The organism is Streptomyces sp. NPDC059718, from assembly GCF_042733315.1.
In the GTDB taxonomy this organism is placed as follows: domain Bacteria; phylum Actinomycetota; class Actinomycetes; order Streptomycetales; family Streptomycetaceae; genus Actinacidiphila.
This window is the reverse complement of the sequence record NZ_JBHWGA010000008.1, coordinates 1-24,577: the sequence shown is the minus strand read 5'-3', so window position 1 is coordinate 24,577 and position 24,577 is coordinate 1. Positions and strand designations below refer to the sequence as shown.

Here is a 24,577-nt window from a genome sequence, read left to right as displayed (position 1 = left end):
AAAAGAAAAGGAAAGGAGCTCGTCCACTCCAATCCGTTCCCAACGTATAGCGCACAGGGAGGCTTGCGGCAAGCCCCTGGGGGTGCCGCAGAATCGCCCGCCGTAACCGGAATTCGGGGCGTGGGGAGGCATGAAGTGCGTGCGCTGTTGTCGACGTACGGGCCACGGGGGGACGTCGAACCGCTGGTGGCGACCGGGACGCCGCCGGCCGGGGCCGGCGCGGTGACCGGCACCCGGGAGCGGTGGGATCCGGACGGGCGGGCTCACCCCGCCCCGGGACCGGGGCGGGGTGCCCCTATGATCAACGCCCGCTGGACGAACGAGCGAAGCGGGGGACGGACGATGACCTACCGGCGTGCGGCGATACCGGTCCTGACCGGGGGATTGCTGCTCACGGCGCTGTTGTGGTGGGCGGGGTCGAGCGCGCACGCGCTGAACCTGCCGGGCACCGTCGACGTGATCGGCGGCCGGGCGGCCGCGGAACTGGGCACGTGGCTGACCCCCTGGTCGTACGACCCGCCGGGCTGGGGACAGCCCTTCGGCGCGCCGACGGGCGGCACCGACTACCTCACGCTGTACAGGACCGGGCTGCAGATCCGGTTCGCCGCGGTCTTCACGTTCTTCGTGCCCGGGGCGCTGCTCCTACTGCGCAGACTGCCCCCGGTGCACGGCCGGTGGCCCGCCACGCTGCTCGCGGTGTGGGCGTGGGGCCTGGTGGCCGGAACGCTGGCGGTCACCGTCTCCGCGCCGTGGCTGATCGCCTCGCACGGGCACGGCAGCTACCGCTTCCTGCCCCAGCTGGCCTCGGTGATCACCACCGGGCGGGAGGCCGTCGCGGTGGCCGCGCTGCTCGCGGCGGTGGTGACGGTGCTCACGGCGCGCATCACGGCCAAGGGCGCGGACCCGCTCCCCCGGGCGGCCGTCCCGGCGCGTGCGGGCCGGCTGGCCGCGACCGTCGGGACGGCGGTGGTCGCGGTGTCCCTGGTGGTGCTCTCGTACCAGTCGGTCGCCGCCGCCCTCCAGACCTACTCCCCCGGCATCGGCCTGCTCTCCGAGCCGGGCGACCTGCTGCGCCAGTGGCTGCTCCTGGGCGCCTGGACGACCCCGTCCGGCGGCGCGCTGACCGACTGGCTCCTGGCCCGCGCCGCCGACGTGCTGCTGCTCGCCGTGGTGTGGTGGATGCTGCGGCGGCTGCCCGTGCTGCTGACACGGGCCACGTTCCCCGCCATGGCGGTCGGCGCGGTCTGCGCGACCGTCCTCGGGCTGATCGCCTCGCAGTTGCTGCGGGTCGCCGTGGACGGGGCGGGTCTGCACGGGGGGCTGCTGTACCTCTCCGCCAGTCTGGGCATCGGGGTCCCGGCCGCGCTGACCTTCGGCCTGGCGGCGGGTGTGGCGGCCGCCACCACCCTCCGGGTCGCCGAGCGCCGCGCGGCGGGGGGTGCCTGACACCATGGCCGACCACCACGTCGCCGCCCTGGCGTATCTGTCCTGGAATCCCTCCGCGCCCTCGGACGTCCTGCTGCGGCTGCTCACACACGACGACCAGGCGATCAGGCGGAACGTCGCCCAACGCCGAGGTCTTCCGCCGGAGGTGGTCGACGCGATCGTGACCGACCCCGACCCGGAACTGCGGATCGAATTCGCCACGAGCGCGAACGCGGACCCCGCCCAGCGGGCCCGCCTAATCGACGATCCGGCGCGCAGGGTCGTCATCGCCCTGGCGATCGGCCCGACGCCGTACAGGAAACCCGTGGAGCCCCTGCCCGACCGGGCGTACGAACGACTCCTCGCCCACCCGGACGGGCGGATCCGCTGCGAGACCGTCACCTCGCACGCCGTGCCCGGCCACCTCCTGGCGGGACTGGCGGACCATCCGGACGGCCCCCTGCGCCAGGCGGCCTGCCGCGCTTGGGACTCCCTCAGCGACGACACCAAGGAAGCGCTGCTCCACGACGACGACCTCGATGTGCGACGCACCGCCGCAATGCGCGTCTGCCATCAGGACGCAGAACGCACGGCCTGGCTCGTGGAGAGCCTCGCGGACTCCTGGCTCCAGAAGACGGTGCTCCGCCACGGGAAGCTGAGCCGCGAACTCGCCGAACGCCTGGTCACCGACGACCACCCGGGGTCCGTCGCCGCCAACCCCTCCCTCCCCCCGGACCTCGTCGCGCGGTTGGCCACCCACCGGGATCCACGCGTACGGCTGGTCGTCTCCGCCAGGCCGGAACTTACGGAGCGCGAACGCGCGGCCGTCGACTACACCGTGGGCCCCGAGGACCGCCTGGACGTGCTGGACTGGGTGTGGGAGGCCCGGGACGACCCGGAGGTCCTGCGGCGATGTGCGACCTCCGCGCACACGTGGCTGCGCCGCAGCGCCGCCGTGTGCCCTGGCCTGGAGCCCGAGTACGTCGAACTGCTCTCCCGGGACGAGGACTTCGCCGTGCGGCTCCTGCTGTGCGAGTTCCACCCGGAGCCGCCGCCGGAAACCCTGCTGGACCTCTACCTCAACGGCACCCACCGCGCGGTCATGATGTTCGCCTCCCACCCGCGGTTCCCCGCCGCGGGCCTCGCGGAGCGGTTCGCGGACTCGACGGACCCCGAGGAACGTCGTCTCGCCTTGACCGACCCGGACCTGCCCGTGGAGACCCTGGAGGAGTTCGCCCGCGACCCCGACCGGCGCTGGGCGGCGGGCCGTGACCCGCGGCTGCCCGTACCGCTGATCCGCGAACTGCTCGACGACCCCGACACGACCCATCTCGCCGCCGGCAACCCCGGTCTGCCCGCCGAGGACATGCACCGGCTCCTGGACGGCGCCGGGGTCCCCGACCAGCCGGACAACGCCCTTGGCGACCGGGCACTACGCCCGGTCGCCAAGGGGGACTTACTTCACTGCGGCCGCCTGGGAAGCGGAGCTAGAGCGCGCCGCGCTTCACCCGGCGGAGCAGGAGGAATCCCGCGATCGCCAGGACCGCTCCGAGGCCGGCCGGCCACAGGTTGGTCCCGGTGTCGGCCAGACCGCCGTTGATCGCCTGCTGGTTGGCCTGTCCCGCGGGGCTCGGCGCGAACCCGCCGGGGGCCGGGGACTGCCCGGGCGCCGTCGACTGCTGTCCGCCCTGCTCCTCGCCCTGCTGCCCGCCCTGCTGCTCTCCGTGGTGCTCGTGGCCGCCGGCGGGCGGGTTGGCGGTGTCGTCCTCGCCCGCCGTAGGCGTGGTGTCGGCCTTGGGCGTCACCGTGACGGGAGCGTCGGGGGTGTCGTCGCCTCCGTTCTGGTCGTCGTCCGGGGTGTCGGCCGGGGGCTCCTCGGCGCCGGGGTCGTCGTTCCCGCCGTCACCGGGTTCTTCGACGCCGGGGTTGTCGTTCCCGCCGTTGCCGGGCTCCTCCGTACCGGGGTTGTCGTTCCCGCCGTTGCCGGGCTCCTCCGTACCGGGGTTGTCGTTCCCGCCGTTACCGGGCTCCTCCGCACCGTCGCCGCCGGCGCCGCAGGTGCGGCCCTGGTTGATGCAGTCGGCCACCTCCTGCATCAGGCCCTCGTCGAAGATGTTGATGAAGTCGCCGTGGTCGGTGATCGGCTTGTGCAGGTTCTCGGGGAAGGAGTCCACCGCGAACAACGGCACCGTCTTGCCGCCGTCCTGCACGCTCGGCGCCTGGACGTCGTACACGATCCGCTGGACGAGCTGCGGGATGGCCTTGAAGCCCTGCGGGCAGTTGCCGCCCGCGTCGGCGAAGGCCACGTGGGTGCGGTGGTTGGCGCTGTCGACGTTCTGGCCGTCCCAGCAGCTCTGGAACCGGAAGGTGCGGACCACGTCGCTGCCGTCGGGGCAGAGCGGGTACTTGTCCTTCAGCTGCCGGTCCTCCAGACCCGTGCAGCTCCAGGAGGCGTTGGCGTTGGCCGGCCCGTTGACGAAGGCCTTGGCGTCGCCCGTGATGATGCGCAGCAGGCGCGGCATGGGCGTGACCTTGCTGACGGGGTTGCCGACGAACGTGAGCGTGACCTCCTTGGGGGTCACGATCTTCCCGGCGTTGCCCTCGGTGCCGCCGCCGGGCGCCCCGGCGTCCCGCTCCACGGTGCCGTCCTGCACGCGCAGCACGGGCCAGTAGTACGACGACTTGTCGCCCTGGTCCTTGCAGCTGGTCTCCGCCTTGGCGAGGTCGTCGATGGTGGCGAGTCCGTTGTTGGACTGGTTGCCGATGTAGTCGTGGAAGTGGTGGGCGCCGTTGGTCACTCCGGGGGCGACGATGATGTTGTCGGAGTTGAACAGGCCGCCTGCGTTGACACCGCATGCGGACGAGAACGTGCCGGAAGAGGCGTCCGACGGCTGCGGGCCGCGCGGCGCGTTCGGGTTCACGCCCATGATGTCGGCGAAGTCCGCCACGACGGGGCCGTTGCCGCCCTGTCCGCCGCCCTGCCCGGCCGGGGCGCCCTGGTCGCCCTGGCCGTTCTGGCCGCCGTCACCCGTGGACGGTTGCGGGCTGCCCTGCTGGCCCTCCTGGCCTTCCTGGCCCTGCTGGCCTTCCTGGGCATCGGTGGAGCGGACCGTGCACCCCGCGAGGCCCTCGACACCCTGCGGGGGGTCCCCCACGCGGTCGATGGCCTGCAGGATGCGCGCGATCGTCGCGGCACGCTTGTCCTTCAGCGGGCCCAGGACCGCGTTGTCCACGAAACCGGGGTCCTGCTGCTGGGCTGCCGACGTCTCCTTCAGCCTCTGGTAGGCCTCGGCTATCTGCTGGTCCAGCAGGGCGAGTTCCTTGTCCACCTCCTCCTTCGCCTGCTCGGGCACGGAGGTGAGCTCCGTGCCGACGTCCGGACAGTCGACCGTGATCGCCTGGCCCGCGGAGGTCGTCTGGGCCGTCTGACCCGACGAGTCCCCCTCGGTCGCCGAGGCGAACACGTTCGCCGTCACCAGGACACCGCCTCCCAGCATCAGGGCGACGGCTACAAAGGTGCCACTACGTGTGCCGGTAGCACGTCTGCGCGAATTGCGTACCAAGGAAACCCTCCTGCGCGCCTGATGATTGGCGGCCTGAACACGACAAGCCGTCCACACATACGGACACCACCCCCGGAGTGTTCAACCGCCCCGGGAATTCACAGGAGTTACTGGTCAAGGCTGCGGCCGACCGGGCCGAGCCCGGTGGCGCCACGCCACCGGGCCCGGCCGGCGGGAGCGCCTCACCAGGTGTGGGCCACGTCGATCACCAGGCGGTCGGAGAGCTGGAACACCCGGAACGGCAGCCGGGCCCGCACACCGAGGCCCACCTGCGTGTCGCCCTCGAAGCTCGACGCGAACCTCGCGTCACGGAAGGTGCGGTAGCCGGTCAGGTCGACGCCCGGCAGCGTCCGCCCCGCCCGGCCCGGGTACGTCGCGGCGCCGGTCTGCGGGTCGTACGAGGGGGCGGCCACCCGGATCTCGATGATCGCCCCGCCGGAGACCGGTATGACCCGCCCCGAGCCGTCCTGGTGGACGGCGTCGACGTACTGGACGGTGTAGCCGATCGCGTCGGTGCCGGCGGTGGGCACGTCGAACACCACACGGTCGTAGCACTCGTGGCTGCCGGTCCTGATGTCGGTCAGTGACCCGAGGTCGGCGTCGGTCCCGGACTTCGGGAGGCTGCCCCAGCCCGTCGGGCACGCCGCCGCGGGCGCCGCGGCCACCGCGGGCGCCGCCACGGCCACCCCCGCACCCGCCATCACCAGGGCGGCCAGCACCGCCCCGTATCGTTTCGCACGCATGGTTCCCCCTTGCATTGCGGCTCTTGCTTCCTTTCCATGTACGACATGCCGGGCAAGGGTTTGGTTGTGCCGCGACGCCCCGGAACGCACCGTCTGCCCGACGGTCCATGGGCCCGCCGACCCCCGTCAGCCGCCGGTGCTGGGGAACGCCGTCTCCAGGGCCTGCGTGACCGTGGTGAGGGTGGCGTCCGACGGTGCGCGCAGGCACACGTCGATGCGCACCTCGAAGGGCTTGCCGTACGCCGCCGAGCGGCCGTAACCCCAGGCGAGGATCTCCGTGTCGCCCCGCACTGTCTGGCAGCTCTTGCCGGCGGGTGCCGGCTCGCTCATCCGGAGGGGCTTCGCCAGGTCGGCCTTGCCCGTCGCGGCGGTCCGGAACGTCATCAGCACCCCGTCCTCACCGAGTTCCTCCAGCGGCTCGCAGGCGGGCAGCGCGTCCTCCGCCAGGTCGGGGCAGGAGGCGCGTGGCGGGAGGCTCAGGGACTGCGAGGAGACGAAGCCCGTCGCCGTTCCGCGGTCGTCGGCGGACAGGCCGTGCCAGGTCCGCGGTACCCGCAGCGTCAGTCCGGTGCCGCTCAGGAGGCGGACCGTCGTGCGGTCCCCCGTGGCTCCCGGTGACGGCGTCGCGGCGGGGAGGGCGTGCCGCTGACCCGGCGCGTCGGCCGGCGTCGGTGCCTCACCCGGTGGCCGCAGCCCCGGTACGAGGGTCACGCAGGCCACCACGGCGGCCACCGCCGTGGTCGCGCCGGCGGCTGCCGCGCGGCGCCGCCGGCGCCGCCGCACACGCCACCTGATCCGCGTCATGCGGTCGGCGGGGCCTGCGGTCTGCGGCAGCGCGTCGTGCAGGAGGCGGCGCAGCGCCTGTTCCGTCTCGTGCCACTGCTCGTCAGGCGCGGCGCGCATGGTCCTCACTCCCCTCCACGGGGCGGCCGCCCGGCCCCGGCTCCCGCACCGTGCAGGCCCCCTGCCATCGCGCTCCCGTCCCGGTTGAACTCCTCACTCCTGTTCCAACCGGGTGGGGCGCCGTTCGGTTGCCCGGCGAACACACGCCGCCGACCAGGCCTCCCGCCCCGAACCATGACGTGCGTCACATCACCGGAAACGGCTCAGCCCTGAGCGGCGGTCCACCGGGTTGAGGACGTCAACGGGGCGCATCGCCCCGCCGTGACACCTTTCGAACGAAGTGATGGAACGACATGGCTCCCACACCCACCACGCGTGCACTGCGGCCGGCGGCGGCCGCCGGTGTCCTCGCGCTCGCCCTCGCGCTCGCCGGATGCTCCCAGGGCGACGGCGGTGGCGCCGCATCCGCCGGCTCCTCCTCCGGCGGCCCCACGTCGCCCTCGCGGGCCGCCGCCAACGGTGAACTGGCCATTCCCGAGGGGGCCGGCGAGGGCACCAGACAGCAATACGTGTCGCAGAACACCATTGCCGCCTGCATGCGGAAGAAGGGCTTCACCTACACCCCGCACGTGTCGGGCGCCGACGCCGCCCCCATTCCGGTCGACGGTCAGGACTACGAACTGGCGAAGAAGTACCGCGACAAGTACGGCTTCGGCTTCTTCGCGGCCGCCGTCTACCCGGACGACCCCGACGTCCCCGGCAGCAAGGCCCACGAGGCCCAGGAGATGACCAACCCGGACGAGGCCTACCTCAACGCGCTGTCCCCTGCCCAGCGCAAGGCCTACGACAAGGCGATGGGCACCGCGAAGCAACTCGCCGGCGGCAAGAAGGTGATGCTTCCGGGGTGTGTGAAGGAGGGAATCGAGAAGGCCTACGGGCCGGAGAAGTCCCAGGCCCAACTCGACCGTGAGCGCGCGGCGAACGAGGAGCAGGACCGCGCCGCGAAGCAGGCGCTCAACGGGGATCCCCGGTTGATCTCCCTGGCGCAGCGGTTCGCGTCCTGTCTGCGTGAGGAGGGCATCGCGGTGACGACGACCCAGCCGACCGCCATCGGGGACATGGTGAAGTTCGCGACGGCCCTGCAGACCCCGCAGGACGGCGTCCAGAAGATGGACCAGGACACGGCGCGGGCCAAGCTCACCCAGGAGATCACCATCGCCCGCAAGGACCTGGAGTGCGGCAAGGAGTTCCGCGCCGCGTACTTCCCCAAGCTCGCCAAGCACCCCTTCTCCGGGATCACCGGATGAGCCGGCGTCCGCCGAGCGGCCCGAAGGGGCGCGGCAAGCAGGTCGGGATGATCGTGGGCGTCGTCGCGCTCGTCGGGGCGGGCGGCTGGTTCGCCGGTACGCAGATGCAGTCGCCGGCCGACGCCGCCGCCTCCCGCCGGCCGCCTGAGGCGGGTCCGGTCACCGTCGCCGTGGAACGCCGGAAGCTGACCGCGAACGTGATCGCGCAGGGCGGCGTGGAGTTCGGGGCACCGCACGGGGTGTCGCTGTCCGGGTCCGTCGGGTCCGCGGGCGGTGCCGGGGACGGTGAGGCGGCCCAGCGGGTCACCAGGCTTCCGCAGGCCGGTGCCACACTGCGCGAGGGCAGCGTCCTGATGCAGGTGAACGGCCGTCCGGTGTTCGTGCTGCGCGGCTCGGTCCCGATGTACCGGGCCCTGGGCCCGAGCAGTTCGGGCGACGACGTCAGGCAGTTGCAGAGCGCGCTGCGCAGGATCGGGCACGATCCGGGGGCCGTCAGCGGGGACTACCGGCAGGGCACCGCGTCGGCGGTGACCCGCTGGTACCAGGGCAAGGGGTTCACGCCGCAGCAGCCAGGCGTCGCCGACCAGCAGCAGCTGGGCGACCTGGAGGCCGCCGTCACCGACGCGCAGCTCGCGGTCCTCGCGGCGCAGGACGGCGGAGCCGACGGCGGGGGCGAGGGCGGCAAGGGCGGTTCCGGCACGGCGGGCCCGCCGGCCTCCGGCGAGGCGTCCGCCCTCGAACTGCGCTCCGCACGGCAGCGGCTGGACCGGGCCAACGCGGCGCTCAGCGCGTTCACCGCCACCTACGGCACCAAGGTCCCGGCGGGCGAGGTCGTCTTCCTGCCCGATCTGCCGGTGCGGGTCGACAAGGTCAAGGTGCGCCTCGGTGACACCCCGGACGGCGAGATCGCCACCGTGACGAGCTCCGACGTGGTGGTGCGGGCCGTCGTACCCGGAGCCGACGGCTCCGCGCTGCGCGAGGGCATGCCCGCGCGGATCGAGACGGCGGACGGCACCCGTGTACGCGGCGTCGTCGCGCAGGTGGGCGGCGCCGGGAACCAGGCGGACGCCGGAAAGGACGGCGACGGCACCAGCGCGGACGTGAAGGACGAGGGCGGGGCCGAACCCGACGCCGACGCCGGCGCGGAGCCGGGCGCCGACCCGTCCGCTCCGGTCCAGCTGGTGATCTCCGTACCCGAACCCGGCCCGTTGAAGGACCAGTCGGGCGGCACGGCCAAGGTGACCATCGAGGTGGGCGCCTCCAAGGGCGCCGTCCTTGTGGTGCCCGTGGCCGCGGTCCACACCAGCGCCGACGGCAGGGCCCGGGTACGGGTGGACCGCGACGGCGAGGTGGTGAACGTGCCCGTCACCGTGGGCCTCTCGGCCGCCGGGCAGGTCGAGGTGAGGGTGGACGGCGGCTCGCTGGACGAGGGCGACCAGGTGGTGGTCGGACGGTGAGGCGCAGACCCGTACCGCCCCGCCCGGCCCCCGAACAGGCGCCGGACCCGGACACCGTGATCCGGCTCACCGGCCTGGGCCGGGTGTTCGACACCGACCCACCGGTGCACGCCCTGCGCGACGTGCACCTGCAGGTCAGGAGGGGGGAGCATCTGTCGATCGTCGGCCCCTCCGGCTCGGGGAAGTCCACACTGCTCAACACCCTGGGACTGCTGGACCGGCCCACGTCGGGCGGCTACTGGCTCGACGGGGTCCTCACCAACACCCTGGGCGATCCCGAGCGGACCGCGCTGCGCGGCAGCCGCATCGGCTTCGTGTTCCAGTCCTTCCACCTGCTGCCGTACCGGACCGTGGACGAGAACGTCATGCTCGCCGAGACCTACCGGACCCCTCTCCCGGGCCGCGCGCGCCGCACCCGCGCCGAGCGCGCCCGGGCCGCCCTGACGCGCGTCGGACTCGGGCACCGCTTCGGCTTCCTGCCGGGCCGCCTGTCCGGCGGCGAACGGCAGCGGGTGGCCATCGCCCGGGCCCTGATGGGCGAGCCCGCCCTGCTGCTGTGCGACGAGCCGACGGGCAACCTCGACAGTGAGAACACCGAGTCGGTGCTCGCGCTCTTCGACGAACTGCAGGCCCAGGGCATGACGTTGCTGGTGATCACCCACGACGACGCCGTCAGCGCGCGGGCCGGCCGGCGGGTGCGGATCCGGGACGGCATGCTCCGGCAGGACAGCGCATGAGGCCCGGTATCCGTGGCGTGCGGCGCCGCGCCCGCGCCCGCGAACGCCCCTTCATGGACCCGCGGGACCTGTGGTCGGAGTCCCTGGCCGGGGTGCTCGCCCGCCCGGTCCGTTCCGCCCTGACGACCTTGGGTACGGTGCTGGGCATCGGCACGCTGGTCATCACGATCGGCGTGGCGTCGACGGCGGCGAACCAGATCGTCGGCCGGTTCGACGCCCTCACCGCCACCTCGGTGACGGTCGTGGTGCCGTCCCCGCCACCGGGATCCGCCGATCCGCCGCTGGTGGACTGGCCGGGTGTCGAGGCGGTGGAACGCCTCGCGGGTGTGGAGTCGGCCGCCGCCCTGTCCGATTCCGAGGGCAGCGCGAACGTCCAGGTCCGGGCCAACGACGTGGTCGCCCCCGGTGCGCTGACCGAGCAGACCCTGGCGGTCGTCGCCGCCACCCCGGCGCTGCCGGAGGCGGTCCGCGGCACGATGGCCACCGGCCGGTTCTTCGACACCGGTGACATCGCACGCCACGACCGCGTCGCCGTCCTCGGCGACCAGGCGGCCCGGCTGCTGGGCATCGACGACGTACGCGACGCCCCCGCGGTCTTCTTCAAGGGGCAGTCGTACACGGTGATCGGCGTCCTCGGCGGGTTCCGCCGTGAGCAGCGCCTGTCCGCCTCGGTGATCCTGCCCCCGACCACGGCGGCGGACCGGATGGGCATGGAAGACGTGACCCGGGTCCTGGTCAACACCTCCCTCGGCGCGGCCCGGCAGGTCGCCCGGCAGGCGCCGATCGCCCTGTCCCCCGGACACGAGGAGGCGCTCACCGTGACCGCCCCACCGGACCTGTCCAAGGCAAGGAAGGGCGTCCAGGGCGACGTCAACGGCCTGTTCCTGGTCCTCGGGCTGGTCTCGCTGGTCGTGGGCGCCATCGGCATCGCCAACGTCACCCTCGTCACCGTCATGGAACGCGTCGGCGAGATCGGGCTGCGCCGGGCGCTCGGCGCGTCCCGGCGCCAGGTGGCCGGGCAGTTCCTGGCGGAGTCCACCACCATCGGACTCCTCGGCGGCGTCGTGGGCGCGGCCCTCGGCGTGGTGGTCGTCGTCAGCGTGGCCGCCGTGAAGGACTGGACGCCCGTCCTCGACCTCCGCCTCGCCCTGGGCGCCCCGGTCGCCGGCGCCCTGGTCGGTCTCCTCGCCGGCCTCTACCCCGCCCTGCGCGCCGCCCGCATGGAACCCGTCGACGCCCTCCGCGCCCCGTCCTGACCCAGCGCCGCCGCGTAGCCCGGTCCCATGGTGCAGAGCGGGGCGGCGGACGTCGACGGCTACCTCTCCGAGGTCCCGGAGGTACGCAGGGAGGCGCTGGTCAGGCTGCGTGAGCTGTGCCGGGCCGAACTGACGGGGTTCGACGAGGTGATGGCGTACGGCATGCCCGTCTACGAGCGCGGGGGCACGGCCGAGATCGCCTTCGCCTGCCAGAAGCGGTACATCTCCTTCCACCTCATGCGCGGCGACGTCCGCGCGGCCTTCGAGGACCGCCTCGCCGGGCAGGACATGGGCAAGGGCTGCCTGCGGTTCCGCAAGCCCGAGCGCATGGACTTCGACCTCCTGCGCGACCTTCTGCGGGCGACCGCGGCCGAGCCCGGGGTGAGCGGGACCGGTGGGTGACGACGACCGCCGGTGGGCCCGGGGCCGGCACGGGCCGTTGCGCTCCGCTCCGCAACGGAGAACTCGGCGGCGCAGGCCGGGCGGGTGGTGCGGCCGAACACCCGAATGACGGCGCCGCCGCGGAGGGCTCGGCACGCGGGAGGGCCGTACCGCCCCGCCGTCCGGGGTGCCGGACGGCGGGGCGGTGCGGCGCGCTCGATCCCCGTTCATGCCCCGCTCATTCCTCCGTCGGTCCGAGGTCGGGGGTGTCCCGCAGGTCGACCGTCGCGCGGGCGGTGGCGTGCAGTTCGAGGACGACGAGTTCGTTCGTGCCGGGCCGAAGGACCGGGCCGGGGACGTAGAGGCGCCGCTGGGGGCCGCGGGACCAGTGGCGGCCCAGGGCGAAGCCGTTGATCCAGGCGTTGCCCTTGGTCCAGCCGGTGAGGTCCAGGTAGCTGTCGGCGGGCCGCTCCACCTCGAACACCCCGCGGTGGAACGCGGGCCCCACCGGCTGCGGGCCGCCGGTGGTGAAGGTCAGGCCCGACAGGTCGTCCAGGGGCAGGGGCCTGCTGCTCCAGCCGGTCAGTTCGCTGCCGTTGGCGGTGACCGCGCCGGTGAGGCCCTTGCGGTCGTGGATGCCCTCCCCGTAGTTGACGCGGCCCTGGTTCTCGACGAGGACGGTCAGGGTCGCTCCGCCGGCCGGCACGGTGATGGCCAGGGCGCCTTCGTGCGACTCGCGTTCGAGGACGCCGACGGCGGCGCCGTCGAGGAAGACCTGCGCCCGGTCCGCGATCGCGGCGAAGTGCAGCAGGGTGGGGCCCGGCTCGCGCAGGGCGGTCTCGTATAGGACAAAGCCGAAGTCCTGGCCCAGATCCTCCATGGTCAGCGGGCGCGGCCCGGTCACCGCCTCGCCGAGCCGGTCGGCGGAGCCGAGCAGCGGGGCGCTCGCGGGGAGCCGGACGCCGAGGAGGTTGAGCTTCTTGGACGGCTCGGGCAGGGGCTCGTCGGGGATGGTGGTGTGCCGGGCGAGGACGTCGCGGAAGGCGAGGTACTTGGGGGTGATGTCGCCGGCCTCGTCCAGGGGCGCGTCGTAGTCGTAGGAGGTGATGGTGGGGCGGTAGGTGTGCTTGTCGTTGGCGCCGTTGGTGAAGCCGAAGTTGGTGCCGCCGTGGAACATGTACAGGTTGACGCTCGCACCGGCCGACAGCATCTCGTCGAGGTCGGCGGCGGCCGACGCGGCGTCACGGACGACGTGCACACCGCCCCAGCGGTCGAACCAGCCGTTCCAGAACTCGGTGCACATCAGCGGCCCGTCGCCCTGGTGCTCGCGCAGCGCGGCCAGTCCCTGCGCCGGACGGCTGCCGAAGTTGACGGTGCCGAGGACGCCCGGGATGCTGCCGCGGGCGAGGTCGGAGGGCTGGTCACAGGTGAACAGCGGCACGTCCACACCGCCCTGGTGCAACTTGCCCTGAAGGTGCGTCAGGTAGGCGGGGTCCTCGCCATAGGCGCCGTACTCGTTCTCGACCTGCACCGCCAGGACGGGCCCCCCGTTGGTGGCGAGGTAGGGGACGACCATCGGCAGCAGGCGGTCCAGGTAGTCGTCCACGGCGGTCAGGTAGCGCGGGTCGGCGGTGCGCAGCCGGATGCCGGGCGTGGCCAGCAGCCAGGACGGCAGTCCGCCGCCCTCCCACTCGGCGCAGATGTACGGACCGGGGCGCAGCAGCACGTGCAGGCCCTCGTCCTGGGCGAGTTCCAGGAAGGCCGGCAGGTCCAGGCCGTCCTCGGTGCGGAAGGTGTGCGGCCGCGACTGGTGGAGGTTCCACGGCACGTAGGTGTCGATGGTGTTGAGTCCGAGCAGCCGTGCCTTGCGCAGCCGGTCACGCCACTGGCCGGGGTGGACGCGGAAGTAGTGCAGGCCACCGGAGATGATGCGGAACGGCTCGCCGCCGAGGCGGAATTCGTTCCCTTCGATCCGCAGTACGGGCATGGGCCGTGCTCCTCCAGTGGAGTCGAGTTCTGGTGCGTGTGATGCGTGCGGTGCGGTCACGGGGTGTTCGCCGGTGTCCGGCGGGGACGCCCCGTGACGGGATGTTTGCGTTGCCATCGCGACGGTGCGGTGACCGAAGGGGAAACCGGCGGGGGTGGGCTCAGCGGCCGCGCGGCGGCGGCGCGGTGCTGCTGCGCACGACCAGGCTGGTGGGCACCAGCGTGGGGCCCCGCTCCGCCTCGTCCTTGCGGATCTGCCGCAGCACCCCGTCGACGCAGCGCCGGCCGACCTCGGCGAAGTCCTGGTGGATCGTCGTCAGCGGCGGCATGTACGAGGCGGCCTCGGGGATGTCGTCGAAGCCCACCACGCTGACGTCCTCCGGCACCCGACGCCCCTGCTCGCGCAGCGCGCGCAACAGCCCGAGCGCCATCTGGTCGTTGGCGACGAACACCGCCGAACAGCCCGGGTCCTGCGCGATCCGCAGCCCGGCACGGTAACCCGACTCCGCGGACCAGTCCCCGCGCAGCAGCGGCGGCACCTCGCGCCCCGCCGACTCCAGGGCCGCCCGCCAGGCACCCACCCGGCGCTCCGCGGCGAACGACTCCTTCGGGCCGGCGATGTGCCACACCGTGCCGTGACCGAGACCCAGCAGGTGTTCCACGGCCGCCCCGGCGCCGCTGGCCTGGTCGGTGTCGACCACGCAGTACCGGTCCCCGGCGTCGGAGTCCACCACCACCACCGGCGCGGTCGGCGGCAGGGCCACCGTCATCGCGTCCAGCAGATGGACCTCCATGATCATCACGACCCCGTCCACCGCCAGCTCCCCGAGCCGGGTGAACGCGCCCTGGACCCCGTCCTGCGTGGGCACGGTGACGGGCAGCAGCGTCGTGGCGTAGCCCTCCCGGGCCGCGGACGAGGCCACGGCCTCCAGCGTGCGCATGTTGCCGGTGCTGGAGAGGTTGAACAAGATGACGCCGATGGTGCGGAACTCGCCCCGCTTGAGGGCCCGGGCCGCGCTGTTGGGCCGGTAGCCGAGCTCCTTCATCGCGGCCAGCACCTGCTGCCGGGTCTCCTCCAGCACCCCGGGGAACCCGTTGGAGACCCGGGAGACGGTCTGCGCCGAGACGCCCGCCAGCTTGGCCACGTCGGCCATCGACGCACCGCGCCGCCGCCGCTGCGCACCCGCCGCCGAGCTCTGTCCGGTCCCGTCCACGTGCGTCGTACACCTCATACGTTTCACTGCCGTTGGTGGTCAGAAGTCTAGGGGGGCCGAGCTGCGCGGACCGGCGGTCCGCAGGCCCCCCGGGCCGGCGCCGGCGCTCCCTCAAAGAGGGCCGCCGGGGCCGGCCGCGGATCGTGGGGGGCGTCAGCCGCCGACGCTGAAGCCCTGGTCCTTGCCGTACTTGACCGAGGCGTCCTGCCAGGTGCCCAGTGCGTCGGACAGCGGCGTGGAGGACACGTAGGCCTTGCCGACGGTGTCGTTGAAGATCGAGTTGGCGTACACCTGGTACGGCAGGTAAGACCAGCCCTTGACGACGTTCGCCGCCGACTCCGCGAAGATCTCGTTGGCCTTCTGGCCGCCGAAGTAGGGGAACGAAGTGTCCAGGAACGCCTGGGAGTTCAGGTCCGCCGTCGTGGCCGGGAAGGCACCGCCCTTGATGCGGGCCTGGACGCCGGCGTCCTTGTTCGCGTACTTGATGAAGGCGTAGGCCAGCGGCTTGTCCTTGGCCGCCTCCATCACCGCCAGCGAGCTGCCGCCGTTCTCCGCGCTGGCGCTCTGGCCCGCCTGCCACTGCGGCAGCGCCGCGGCACGCCAGTCACCGGACGCCGAGGGGACGCCGGAGACGAAGTTGGCGGGCATCCAGGCACCCGTGGACAGCGTGGCGATCGTGCCGTCGGCCAGGCCCTTGTACCACTGGTCGCTCCACGACGCGATCGGCGCGAGGAGCTTCTCGGAGATCAGCTTCTGCCAGACCTCGGTGAACTTCTTCGTGCCCGCGTCACCGAAGTCGACGTTCACCTTCGTGCCGTCCACCGTGTACGGGTGACCGCCGGCCTGCCAGATCAAGCTGGTGACGAAGCCGGCGTCACCGGTGTCGTTGGTGATGTACGCCTTCGGGTCCGCCTTGTGCAGCGCGCGGGCCGCGGTCAGGTACGCGTCCCAGGTCGTGGGCACCGCGATCTTGTACTTGTCGAGGACCTTCTTGTTGTAGAACATCGCCATCGGCCCGGAGTCCATGGGCAGCGCGTACACCCCGCCGCCCACGGCCACGGAGTTCCACGGGCCGGGCGAGTACGCCTTGGACAGGTCCTTGGCGCCGTACGGGCTGAGGTCGGTGACGGACTTGCCGAGCGCGAACTGGCTCAGTGCGTAGTACTCGATCTGCGCCACGTCCGGCGCCCCGGAACCGGCCTGCACCGCGTTCTGCAGCGCGGTGTACTGGTCGTTGCCCGTGCCCGCGTTGACCAGCTTCACCTTGACCTTGGGGTACTTGGCCTGGAAGTCGGTGACCACCTGCTTCAGCGTCGGCTCCCACGCCCACACCGTCAGGCTGCCGCCCTTGTCCAGCGCCGCCTCGACACTGCCCGCGTCCGCGGCCTTGGCACCCGAGCCGGAGTCGTCGGAGGAACCGCAGGCGGTCAGGGACAGCGCCGCCGCGCAGAGCACCGCGATCGCCTGCGCCGAACGGCGCAGTGGCTTGTTCGTCATCGCATCTCACTTCGTTGTGGTGATGGTCTGCGGCACCGCCCGTCGCCACGGCACGGGTGTGCCGGGCGCAGGACCGCAGGGGGAGGTGGGTAAGGCGCCGCCGCGGCGCCGGTGATCACTCCTTGACGCTGCCGGCGGCGAGCCCGGACTGCCAGAAGCGCTGCAGGAGGAGGAAGGCCGCGACCAGCGGCACGATGGTCAGCAGCGAGCCGGTGACCACCAGGTTGAACACCGGCTGCCCGCCCGCGGTGGCGGCTTGGGCGTTCCAGGCGTTGAGCCCCAGGGTGAGGGGGTACCAGTCCGGGTCCTTGATCATGATCAGTGGCAGGAAGTAGTTGTTCCACGTCGCGACCACGGTGAAGAGCAGCACGGTGACGATGCCGGGTCCCAGCAGCGGCAGGCTGATCCTGAAGAAGGTGCGGATCTCCCCCGAACCGTCGACCCGGGCGGCCTCCAGCAGCTCGTCGGGGATCGCCTCGGAGGCGAAGACCCACATCAGGTAGAGGCCGAACGGCGAGATGAGCGAGGGCACGATCACCGCCCACGGGGTGTTGGTCAGCCCCATCTTGCTGAACATCAGGAACGTGGGCACGGCCAGCGCGGCACCCGGCACGGCGACCGCGCCGATCACCACCGCGAAGACCGCGCGCTTGCCGGGGAAGTCGAACTTCGCCAGGCCGTAGCCGCCCAGGACGGCCAGGAACGTCGCGCCCCCGGCGCCGAGCGCCACGTACAGCAGGGTGTTGAGCAGCCACCGCACGAAGATGTGGTCGTCGTAGGTGAGGGTCTGCCGGATGTTGTCCCACAGGGCGAAGTCACCGCTGAACCACAGCCCGAAGGAGTCCAGCAGGCTCTTCTGGGTCTTGGTCGCGCTGATCAGCAGCCAGGCCAGCGGGACCAGGGTGTAGACCGCCACCAGCGCGGTCAGGACGGTGAGCAGGATGCTGCGCCGGGGCCGGTCGGAGGAGTGCCGCCGGCCCGCCGGGCGCTCGGACGGCGCGGCGCCGCTGCGCTCGCGCTGCGGGGCCGTAACGGCCGCCTGGGTGCTCGCCTGGGCCATCGTCAGGCCTCCTTGCGCATGCCGCGCAGCTGCACGACGTAGGCGATGATCATCGTGACGACCCCCATGACGATCGCGACGGTCGCCGCGTAGTTGTGCTGCTGCCCGGAGAAGGACAGCGAGTAGGTGTAGAGGTTCGGCGTGAAGTACGTCGTGATGGCGTTGGGCGCCAGCGGCTTGAGGATGCTCGGCTCGTTGAACAGCTGGAAGCTGCCGATGATCGAGAAGATCGTCGCGATGACCAGGGCCCCGCGGATCGCCGGGATCTTGATGGAGGTGACGATCCGCAGCTGGCTGGCGCCGTCGATCTCGGCCGCCTCGTACAGGGACCGCGGCACGACGTGCAGCGCCGAGTAGAAGATCAGCATGTTGTAGCCGACGAACTCCCAGGTCACGATGTTGCCGATGCTCGCCAGCACCAGGCCCGGCGACAGGGGGTTCGGCAGGGAGGCACCGAAGGTGTCGTTGATGTCGGCGACCAGGCCGAAGCGGTCCCCGTACATGAAGCCCCACATCAGCGTCGCCACGACCGCCGGCACCGCGTAGGGCAGGAAGATCGTGATCCGGAAGAACTTCCGGCCGTGCAGCCGCCCACTGTCCAGCGCGAGGGCGACCAGCAGCGCGATGCCCAGCATCACCGGCACCTGGACGACGAGGAACAGCGCGACGCGCCCGAGGCCGGACCAGAACTGGCCGTCCTGGAAGGCCTGGACGTAGTTGTCCAGGCCGACGAAGGAGGTCCCGCCGATGAGGCGGTCGCGGAACAGGCTCAGGTAGATCGAGTAGCCGATCGGCGCCAGGAAGACCAGCGCGAAGACGATCATGAACGGTGCCACGAAGCCCCATCCCAGCCAGCGCCGGCCCCGGCGTCCTCGGGGAGGAGCGGCCCGGCCGGTGCCCGGTGGCGGCGGTATGGCAGCCATGATCCCATCCTTCACATCGTCGTGCGGGGTCCCGCCACATCGGGCGGGTCCGGGATGGTTGCGCAAACATCAGCGACCGCGGTCGGCGCACGTTTACGCAAACATTTGATGGACGCGATGTTGGCACCGGCCATCAGGACACGTCAAGGGCCCTCACGCGGTTCCTCCCCGACACCGCCCCGCCAGGCCGTCCCCGCACGTCAACAGCCCTTTCACCGACCCCACTTGCCCACCGCCGGCCCGCACAGCGGACCGGCGGCACACACGCTCACTCCGTACGCAGCCCGTCCGCCCGCATCATCCGCCACAACGGCGGAAGGCTCAGCACCGTCACCACCAGGACCGCCACCGCACCGATCCCGGCATACGGCAGGAACACCCACCAGTCCCGCACCGGCTTCACCACGACACCCAGCATCACCCGCCCCAGGACCAGCCCTCCCACGATCGCCACGACCGTACCCGCCAGCACCGGCACCGCCGTCTGCCACAGCACCGACCACGCCAACGTCCTGCGCCGCGTACCGAAGGCCACCAGCACCGACAGCAGACGCCGGCGCTCCCTCAACTGCTCGATCTGCGCCACCAGCATCCCCGCCGCGATCAACACCACCGTCAAGGTCCCCCCGACCCGCAGACCCGTCTGCACACTCGAGTACTGCCGGTCACGCTGCACGTTCACCAGCCCGCCCACCCGCAGCATCGGATCCACCCGCGCCGCGGCATTGCGCAGGTACTCCGCCGCATCGGGAACCCGGCGGTCGATCGCGACGGACGCGAACGTCGACGCCTGCGGCAACCGGTGCCCCGCCAGCGCCCCCGGAGTGGCCAGAATGCCGTCATGGACCTCGCCCACCGGATCCCGGACCGCCACCACCGCCCGAGCCGTCACCGGCAACGTCCACAACTCGCCCTCCGAAACGCCCTCCGAAACGCCGTCGAGATCGATCCGCCCACCCGGCCGGGCAGCCTCATCGGTGAGGAGGTTCGCCTCCCGCGCCCGCCGCGACCCACCCGGCCGGTGAGCCACGAAGGCGTCACCCTCACGGCACGAGGACAACGAGGCCAGCGACCGCAACGTCGCACAACTGCCCACCGTCAACGTGGTCACGGACCCGGGCCCACCACCCGCATCCGGACGACTCACATACGCCTCGACCGTGGCGACCACCCGCCGCACGCCCTTGACCCGCCGGAACTCCGCGGCCATCCGCTCCGCCAGGACCGGATCGCCCACGCTCTCCGCAGCCGCGGCAACCCTGAAATCCGCACGGACGACATCGGCAGGGGCGGAAGACCCACCCCCCGCCTTCGGAGCGGACGGCGAGGCGAAGTCCTCCTGCATGCCGCCGAACACCATCTGCAGCGCGATCGCACCGGCCACCGCCACGGTGATGCCGCTCACCGCCCGCGACGCCGTCCCACTGCTCAACTGCAACCGGCGCACCGCGAGCTGCCACGCGACCGGCCCCCCGCGCAGCCGCCTCACCACGGCCTCCACCAGCCACGGCAGCAGCCCGGTCAACCCCACCAGGACCAGCACCGCACCCAGCGCGACCGGATACACACCACCCGACCCCAACTCCCCGTCCGCCGACCCCGTCACCGACAGCACACCGACACCGGCCACAGGACTCACCAGCCGCCACCACAACCGGCGCGGCCGCAACGCGGCATGCCGCACGACCCCCAACGGCTCGATCGCCACCGAACGCAGCGCCGACAGGGTGACCGCAACCGCCCCCACCAGGATCGCCCCCACGATCAGACCCGCCAGCAGCAGGTCAGGGGCGACATCGGCGGGAAAAGCACTCACGCCCCACAACCGCACCGACCCCGCCAGCCGGCGCGCCCCCAGGAACACCCCCGTACCCACCAGCAGACCCAGCACGGCGCCGAACAGCGCCTCACCCGCCGCGATCCGCCGGGTCATCCCGACATCCGCACCGACCAGCCGCAACGCGGCCAGCCTGCGGTCCCTGCGGTCCCCGCCGAACCGGACGGCCGTACCGATGAAGACGCCCACCGGCACCAGCAGGACGACACAGATCAAAGCGACCAGGACCACCAACTGCGGATCGAACCGCCCCGAGCCCGGGTCACGGCCGTACCCTGCGGACCTGATCGCACCCCCGCTCCTGGTGAGCGTGGCACTCCCCGCGTAGAAGCGCAGCTCCCCCGGTTCGAGCAGACCCCGGTCCGCAATGGTCCCGGTGATCCGGTAACCGAGCCGCTCCTTGAGCAGGGCCCCGGACGACGAGCCCAGCAGCTCGCGCAGAGCGGGCGAGACCGCCATCTCCCCCGGCCCGGGAATCCGCGCCACACCCGGCGGCGGCGGAGCACCGGGACCGTCCGGGCGCAGCAACTGCCCGCCGACGGCCTCGCCCCGGTACTCGGTGCTCGCGTCGTACCAGAGGAACGTCGCCTCCCCGCGCCGCACCGACACCTCGCTCTCGAAGTTCGGCGTCTCGCGCGCGTGCCCGCGCTCCGCGCGGGCGTCGAGGACGTTCGGCACCGCGGCGGCGAGGAACAGCAGAGCCACCCCGAGCCCGACGCCCACCGCGGTCAGCGCCGTGCGGATCCACCCCTCGCGGCCCCCGGAGCCCGCCAGCCGCACACCGAGCCACAGATCTCCCAGCGCCGAACGGAACCGCCCCGGCGCGGCCCCGGCACCGTCACGGGCACCGCCACGGTTCATGCGGGGCCCCCTGGGCACGGCATGCCGTCGAGCGTGACGGCTCGGCGGTTGCGGTACGCGGTCTGCGGCGGGGGCGGCGCGAGCGGGAGTCTGAGCGGGTCGAAGAACATGCAGTGAATATACACGCTGTCTATACACTCGATGTCTACTCACAAGGTGTCATTACAGTGTGCTCGCTGCTTCCCTTCGCCGTCTTCACCGGTACGGCATACCGCCTGGTCAGAGGCGTGCGTTGGGGTCCGCCGGCCGGTCCCGCGCACAGTGGCAGGAGTGTCGACACTGGTGGAGTCGAGGTGTGTCACCGGGCTCGCAGGTGTACCCCAGGCCGGACCCCGGGAGCCGTGGGGCCTGGGGACGAGGGATTCTCGACCCTCGCATTACTTACGCGGGACAGGCTCCCCGGCGACTCCGTTTCCCTTGCGGAAACCGGCAGGCGGCACGCCGTTCCCCCACGCCGCCGGCGTGACCGGGCCGAAGGCGCGCGGGCGCGGCTCAATGATGTGGACTGACCAAGATCTCCTGCCGTAATGTCCTCCTGCCCGCCGCTCGACGGGCACGTCTCCATGTTGTGTCCCTGGGGGGGATCCCATGTCGCTCAACCCTGTCGGGCCGCCGCCCGGCGCCCCGTACCCCGTACCCGCCGGGCCTCCGGCGACCACCGCCGTGCTCCGTTCGCCGCTGGGTCTGGCGACCGCGGTGACGGTGCTGCTGTCGCTGGTGATCGCGGTCGATGTGCTCGCCATCGCCGCGGAGGCCGCTCGCTACGCCCTCATGGGCACGGCGGTCGCCGACGAGCTCGCCACCGTCGACCCGTCCGCGCTGAACCGCTCGGACCTGTGGACGGGCAGCGCCGCCGTCCTGCAGCTCTTCGCCCTGGTGGCGACGGCCGTCGTCTTCATCGTCTGGTTCCACCGGGTCCGCTCCAACGGCGAGGTGTTCGCCCCCAACGGGTTCGAGAAGGGCCGCGGGTGGGCGATCGGCGGCTGGTTCATCCCCATCGGCAACCTCTGGATCCCCTCCAAGGTCGCCCGCGAGACCTGGGTCGCGAGCTCCCAGACGACGCAGGACGGCCGCCTGCGGCCCGCCGACTCGGGCCCGGTCTCCTACTGGTGGGCGGCGTGGATAGCCTCCTCCGTGCTGGGCCGGCTCTCGGGGGGCCTGTTCGACGAGAGCTCGGGGTACGCGGACGACCTCCGCGACGCCGCCGGCTTCGCCATCGCCGTGGACGGCGTGGACATCCTCGCCGCGGTCCTCGCCATCCTGTTCGTCCGCAAGCTGACGGCCATGCAGCACCGCAAGGCCACGGAAGGCCCGTTCGCCCTGTCCTGACCGTGGAACCGGTCATGCCCGCTGATGTCGGCGGCGGCACCTGCGCTTCCCGGTCGTGCACATCGACGATCTTGCGCGGCCGGGGAGCTCCAGCGGGCCCGCGACCTACCGGAGCCGTTCGTCACGACGGCGGCCGACCTCGCGCCCGGCCGAAAAGCGTCGGTCGGTTGCCGTCCCTCTCGGCGGCCGGAGGCCAGGGGTTCACGCCGGCACGCGGGGCACCTTGCCGGGCTGAGGTGTAGACCGGTGGTTGACCGGTGTCGGCCGGCTGCTGCTCCTGCTCGACATGGCGTTCCCCGGCCTGCCAGAGCAGCACGCCGTGCCGCCGTTCCCAGCGAACGGCCCGTTCTGCTCGCATCAGCGGCTCTATCGTGAAGCAGCAGGCGACGAGGGCGAATGCCGGCTCGAACAACGCGAGAGCCGTATGGACGACGCTGACGGCGGCGAACAGCGCACCGTAGCGTCTCCCGAGGCTTCGCCTGGCCCGGGCAAGCGCCGACGCGGAGAGCGCGGTGGCGGGATCCGCGATCGGTACGGCCGCCTCGAAGAGGGGGACGTCACCGAGCCTCTTGAGCCTCGACGTGGCAAGGAACCCCGTCAATACGTTGCACGCGAAGACCGCGGCGAACAACTCCCAGACGAACAGCCTCGAGCCGCCCTTCACCGCGACGACCACTCCGAGGGCGGTCAGCCCGCTGAACAACGGCACCCCGCAAAGAGCAATTGCTTGTGGGCAAATCTGATCACCGCCGTACTCCCCCGCCCTCATCGAGCCTGCGCAGCCGTCCACTGCGCCCAGGCTTGGTGCAGCCTCCCCGAGCCGTGAGCCGAACGGCGGCACCAGAACATGATGGATCGCCGGTACGGATCGCATCCAGCCCCCGGCACCACAGGGTGGGCGCAGTGCGACGAAACGCCTGCGCCCTCGTCGGGCGGGGGCGTCGGGCGCGTGCGGGTGGCGTGTCAGCGCGCGGTCAGCGCCGTGTCAGCGGAGGCGGGCAGTGTTCGGGCATGGACACCGTCACCGCGGACCGATCCGCCCCTCCCGCCGCCGCCCGTCGCCCCCGCACCGCGGACCCCGCGCCTTCCGCGCCGGCCGCGTTCGTGCGCTTCGCCGTGTGCGGCGGCGGTGTGGGGCTGGCTTCCTCCGCAGTGCTGATGGCGCTGTCGGGACCGGTGCCGTTCGCCCTGGCGAACGCGGTGGTGACCGTGGCCTCGACGGTGCTGGCCACCGAGTTGCACGCGCGCTTCACCTTCGGCGGGGGCCGCGCCGGGTGGCGGGCGCACCTGGAGTCGGCGCTGACGGTCGTGGTCTGCTACCTGTTCACCACGGCCGCGATGCTGCTCCTGCAGGCGGTGTGCACCGCCCCCGGCGTACTGCTGCGGCAGTCGGTCTACTTGGCGGCCTCCGCGCTGGCCGGGGTGGGCCGCTTCTTGCTGCTCCGCGCGGTGGTCTTCGCCGGACGGGGCGGCTCCGCCGCGTCGGTGCGGCGCAGCGAGGCGGCGTACATCTCGTCGGGGTCGAGCCGGCGCAGCTCCTCGGCGATGAGCTCGGCGGTCGACCGGACCTTCAGCGCGAGGTGCCGGCTGGGCTGCCCGGGGATGGTGAGGTTGGCCAGCGGGCCCTCGGGGCGGTCGATGTGGATGTCGCCGTCCGCGGTGCTCAGCCGGACCGCGCTGACGACCGGGCCGTCGGTGACGACGCGCTCGACCGGTACCCGCAGCCGGTTGCCGAGCCAGCGGGCGAGGAGTTCGGCGCTGGGGTTGTCGGCCTCGCTCTCGACGGCGGCCGAGACGACGGTGGCCCGCGCCTGGTCGAGCGCGGCGGCGAGCATGGACCGCCAGGGCGTGAGCCGGGTCCAGGCGAGGTCGGTGTCGCCGGGGGTGTAGCCGGCGGCACGGGTCTTCAGCTCCTCCAGCGGATGCTCGACGGCGTACGCGTCGGTGATCCGGCGCTGCGCCAGCGCGCCGAGGGGGTCGGCGGCGGGGTTGGCGGGTGCGTCGACCGGCCACCACACCACCACGGGGGCGTCGGGCAGCAGCAGCGGCAGGACCACGCTGTGGGCGTGGTCGGCGAGTTCGCCGTGGAGGCGGAGCAGGACGGTCTCGCCGGTGCCGGACTCGCCGCCGACGCGCACCTCGGCGTCGAGGCGGGCGC

Annotated in this window: 19 protein-coding genes; 8 read left to right on the top strand and 11 right to left on the bottom strand. The window is 72.4% G+C overall.

Going from position 1 to position 24,577, the window contains the following annotated elements; genetic code table 11:
• The first annotated feature begins 342 nt into the window (after nucleotides 1-342).
• Entirely contained in the window at nucleotides 343-1,446 is a 1,104-nt protein-coding gene (locus ACFV3E_RS11500) for a hypothetical protein (protein ID WP_500534474.1), read from the top strand.
• Nucleotides 1,447-1,450: 4 nt separating this feature from the next.
• A complete protein-coding gene (locus tag ACFV3E_RS11495) occupies nucleotides 1,451-3,025 on the top strand; it encodes a hypothetical protein (RefSeq protein ID WP_500534473.1) in 1,575 nt (524 codons plus the stop codon).
• On the opposite strand, the gene ACFV3E_RS11490 is transcribed toward ACFV3E_RS11495, so the two are convergent.
• The 3 genes from ACFV3E_RS11490 to ACFV3E_RS11480 form a co-directional block, all read right to left on the bottom strand.
• Entirely contained in the window at nucleotides 2,913-4,922 is a 2,010-nt protein-coding gene (locus ACFV3E_RS11490; RefSeq protein WP_500534472.1) for a DUF1996 domain-containing protein, read from the bottom strand. The genes ACFV3E_RS11495 and ACFV3E_RS11490 overlap by 113 nt on opposite strands.
• Nucleotides 4,923-5,170: 248 nt before the next feature.
• Complete coding sequence (locus ACFV3E_RS11485; RefSeq protein WP_500326985.1) at nucleotides 5,171-5,731, bottom strand: AMIN-like domain-containing (lipo)protein; 561 nt, start codon at nucleotides 5,729-5,731, stop codon at nucleotides 5,171-5,173.
• Nucleotides 5,732-5,857: 126 nt separating this feature from the next.
• Complete coding sequence (locus ACFV3E_RS11480) at nucleotides 5,858-6,634, bottom strand: hypothetical protein (protein WP_500534471.1); 777 nt, start codon at nucleotides 6,632-6,634, stop codon at nucleotides 5,858-5,860.
• Between the two features lie 293 nt (nucleotides 6,635-6,927).
• Here ACFV3E_RS11480 and ACFV3E_RS11475 point away from each other — a divergent pair, with 293 nt between their 5' ends.
• From ACFV3E_RS11475 to ACFV3E_RS11455, 5 genes are read left to right on the top strand one after another with little or no spacing between them, the layout of a single operon-like run.
• Entirely contained in the window at nucleotides 6,928-7,881 is a 954-nt protein-coding gene (locus ACFV3E_RS11475; RefSeq protein WP_500534470.1) for a hypothetical protein, read from the top strand.
• The gene (locus tag ACFV3E_RS11470; RefSeq protein ID WP_500534469.1) at nucleotides 7,878-9,338 is read left to right on the top strand and encodes a peptidoglycan-binding protein; all 1,461 of its coding nucleotides are present in this window, start codon (nucleotides 7,878-7,880) and stop codon (nucleotides 9,336-9,338) included. The genes ACFV3E_RS11475 and ACFV3E_RS11470 overlap by 4 nt, the downstream gene beginning before the upstream one ends.
• Nucleotides 9,335-10,075 carry an ABC transporter ATP-binding protein gene (locus ACFV3E_RS11465; protein WP_500534468.1) on the top strand — a complete coding sequence of 247 codons (741 nt, stop codon included), beginning with the start codon at nucleotides 9,335-9,337 and terminating at the stop codon, nucleotides 10,073-10,075. The genes ACFV3E_RS11470 and ACFV3E_RS11465 overlap by 4 nt, the downstream gene beginning before the upstream one ends.
• Nucleotides 10,072-11,331: an ABC transporter permease gene (locus tag ACFV3E_RS11460; RefSeq protein ID WP_500534467.1), complete on the top strand. Its 1,260-nt coding sequence runs from the start codon at nucleotides 10,072-10,074 to the stop codon at nucleotides 11,329-11,331. The genes ACFV3E_RS11465 and ACFV3E_RS11460 overlap by 4 nt, the downstream gene beginning before the upstream one ends.
• A 27-nt stretch (nucleotides 11,332-11,358) precedes the next feature.
• On the top strand, nucleotides 11,359-11,733 hold the full coding sequence (locus tag ACFV3E_RS11455) for an iron chaperone (protein ID WP_500534466.1): 375 nt from the start codon (nucleotides 11,359-11,361) through the stop codon (nucleotides 11,731-11,733).
• 217 nt (nucleotides 11,734-11,950) lie between these two features.
• On the opposite strand, the gene ACFV3E_RS11450 is transcribed toward ACFV3E_RS11455, so the two are convergent.
• The 6 genes from ACFV3E_RS11450 to ACFV3E_RS11425 all read right to left on the bottom strand — a co-directional run bounded on the left by ACFV3E_RS11450 (nucleotide 11,951) and on the right by ACFV3E_RS11425 (nucleotide 21,090).
• On the bottom strand, nucleotides 11,951-13,699 hold the full coding sequence (locus ACFV3E_RS11450; protein WP_500534465.1) for a glycoside hydrolase family 35 protein: 1,749 nt from the start codon (nucleotides 13,697-13,699) through the stop codon (nucleotides 11,951-11,953).
• Between the two features lie 160 nt (nucleotides 13,700-13,859).
• The gene (locus ACFV3E_RS11445) at nucleotides 13,860-14,912 is read right to left on the bottom strand and encodes a LacI family DNA-binding transcriptional regulator (protein ID WP_500534464.1); all 1,053 of its coding nucleotides are present in this window, start codon (nucleotides 14,910-14,912) and stop codon (nucleotides 13,860-13,862) included.
• 153 nt (nucleotides 14,913-15,065) lie between these two features.
• Complete coding sequence (locus ACFV3E_RS11440; RefSeq protein ID WP_500534463.1) at nucleotides 15,066-16,409, bottom strand: ABC transporter substrate-binding protein; 1,344 nt, start codon at nucleotides 16,407-16,409, stop codon at nucleotides 15,066-15,068.
• Nucleotides 16,410-16,524: 115 nt separating this feature from the next.
• Nucleotides 16,525-17,469 carry a carbohydrate ABC transporter permease gene (locus ACFV3E_RS11435; RefSeq protein WP_500534462.1) on the bottom strand — a complete coding sequence of 315 codons (945 nt, stop codon included), beginning with the start codon at nucleotides 17,467-17,469 and terminating at the stop codon, nucleotides 16,525-16,527.
• Between the two features lie 2 nt (nucleotides 17,470-17,471).
• Nucleotides 17,472-18,392, bottom strand: coding sequence for a carbohydrate ABC transporter permease (locus tag ACFV3E_RS11430; protein WP_500534461.1), 921 nt, complete (start codon nucleotides 18,390-18,392; stop codon nucleotides 17,472-17,474).
• 268 nt (nucleotides 18,393-18,660) lie between these two features.
• Nucleotides 18,661-21,090, bottom strand: a complete 2,430-nt coding sequence (locus ACFV3E_RS11425) for an ABC transporter permease (RefSeq protein ID WP_500534661.1) — start codon at nucleotides 21,088-21,090, stop codon at nucleotides 18,661-18,663.
• 588 nt (nucleotides 21,091-21,678) lie between these two features.
• Between ACFV3E_RS11425 and ACFV3E_RS11420 the strand changes: the two genes are divergently transcribed.
• On the top strand, nucleotides 21,679-22,419 hold the full coding sequence (locus tag ACFV3E_RS11420; protein WP_500534460.1) for a DUF4328 domain-containing protein: 741 nt from the start codon (nucleotides 21,679-21,681) through the stop codon (nucleotides 22,417-22,419).
• Nucleotides 22,420-22,540: 121 nt separating this feature from the next.
• Here ACFV3E_RS11420 and ACFV3E_RS11415 read toward each other — a convergent pair whose 3' ends face one another.
• Both ACFV3E_RS11415 and ACFV3E_RS11410 read right to left on the bottom strand, forming a co-directional pair.
• A complete protein-coding gene (locus ACFV3E_RS11415) occupies nucleotides 22,541-23,128 on the bottom strand; it encodes a hypothetical protein (RefSeq protein ID WP_500534459.1) in 588 nt (195 codons plus the stop codon).
• 685 nt (nucleotides 23,129-23,813) lie between these two features.
• Nucleotides 23,814-24,577, bottom strand: a 764-nt coding sequence (locus ACFV3E_RS11410) for a glucose-6-phosphate dehydrogenase assembly protein OpcA (protein ID WP_500534458.1), incomplete at its 5' end; no start/stop codon positions are given.

Coding starts and splice junctions, on each gene's coding strand:
- ACFV3E_RS11500 (WP_500534474.1), top strand. CDS start 343: ATGACCTACCGGCGTGCGGCGATACCGGTCCTGACCGGGGGATTGCTG.
- ACFV3E_RS11495 (WP_500534473.1), top strand. CDS start 1,451: ATGGCCGACCACCACGTCGCCGCCCTGGCGTATCTGTCCTGGAATCCC.
- ACFV3E_RS11490 (WP_500534472.1), bottom strand. CDS start 4,922: ATGCTGGGAGGCGGTGTCCTGGTGACGGCGAACGTGTTCGCCTCGGCG.
- ACFV3E_RS11485 (WP_500326985.1), bottom strand. CDS start 5,731: ATGCGTGCGAAACGATACGGGGCGGTGCTGGCCGCCCTGGTGATGGCG.
- ACFV3E_RS11480 (WP_500534471.1), bottom strand. CDS start 6,634: ATGCGCGCCGCGCCTGACGAGCAGTGGCACGAGACGGAACAGGCGCTG.
- ACFV3E_RS11475 (WP_500534470.1), top strand. CDS start 6,928: ATGGCTCCCACACCCACCACGCGTGCACTGCGGCCGGCGGCGGCCGCC.
- ACFV3E_RS11470 (WP_500534469.1), top strand. CDS start 7,878: ATGAGCCGGCGTCCGCCGAGCGGCCCGAAGGGGCGCGGCAAGCAGGTC.
- ACFV3E_RS11460 (WP_500534467.1), top strand. CDS start 10,072: ATGAGGCCCGGTATCCGTGGCGTGCGGCGCCGCGCCCGCGCCCGCGAA.
- ACFV3E_RS11455 (WP_500534466.1), top strand. CDS start 11,359: ATGGTGCAGAGCGGGGCGGCGGACGTCGACGGCTACCTCTCCGAGGTC.
- ACFV3E_RS11450 (WP_500534465.1), bottom strand. CDS start 13,699: ATGCCCGTACTGCGGATCGAAGGGAACGAATTCCGCCTCGGCGGCGAG.
- ACFV3E_RS11440 (WP_500534463.1), bottom strand. CDS start 16,409: ATGACGAACAAGCCACTGCGCCGTTCGGCGCAGGCGATCGCGGTGCTC.
- ACFV3E_RS11435 (WP_500534462.1), bottom strand. CDS start 17,469: ATGGCCCAGGCGAGCACCCAGGCGGCCGTTACGGCCCCGCAGCGCGAG.
- ACFV3E_RS11430 (WP_500534461.1), bottom strand. CDS start 18,392: ATGGCTGCCATACCGCCGCCACCGGGCACCGGCCGGGCCGCTCCTCCC.
- ACFV3E_RS11425 (WP_500534661.1), bottom strand. CDS start 21,090: ATGAACCGTGGCGGTGCCCGTGACGGTGCCGGGGCCGCGCCGGGGCGG.
- ACFV3E_RS11420 (WP_500534460.1), top strand. CDS start 21,679: ATGTCGCTCAACCCTGTCGGGCCGCCGCCCGGCGCCCCGTACCCCGTA.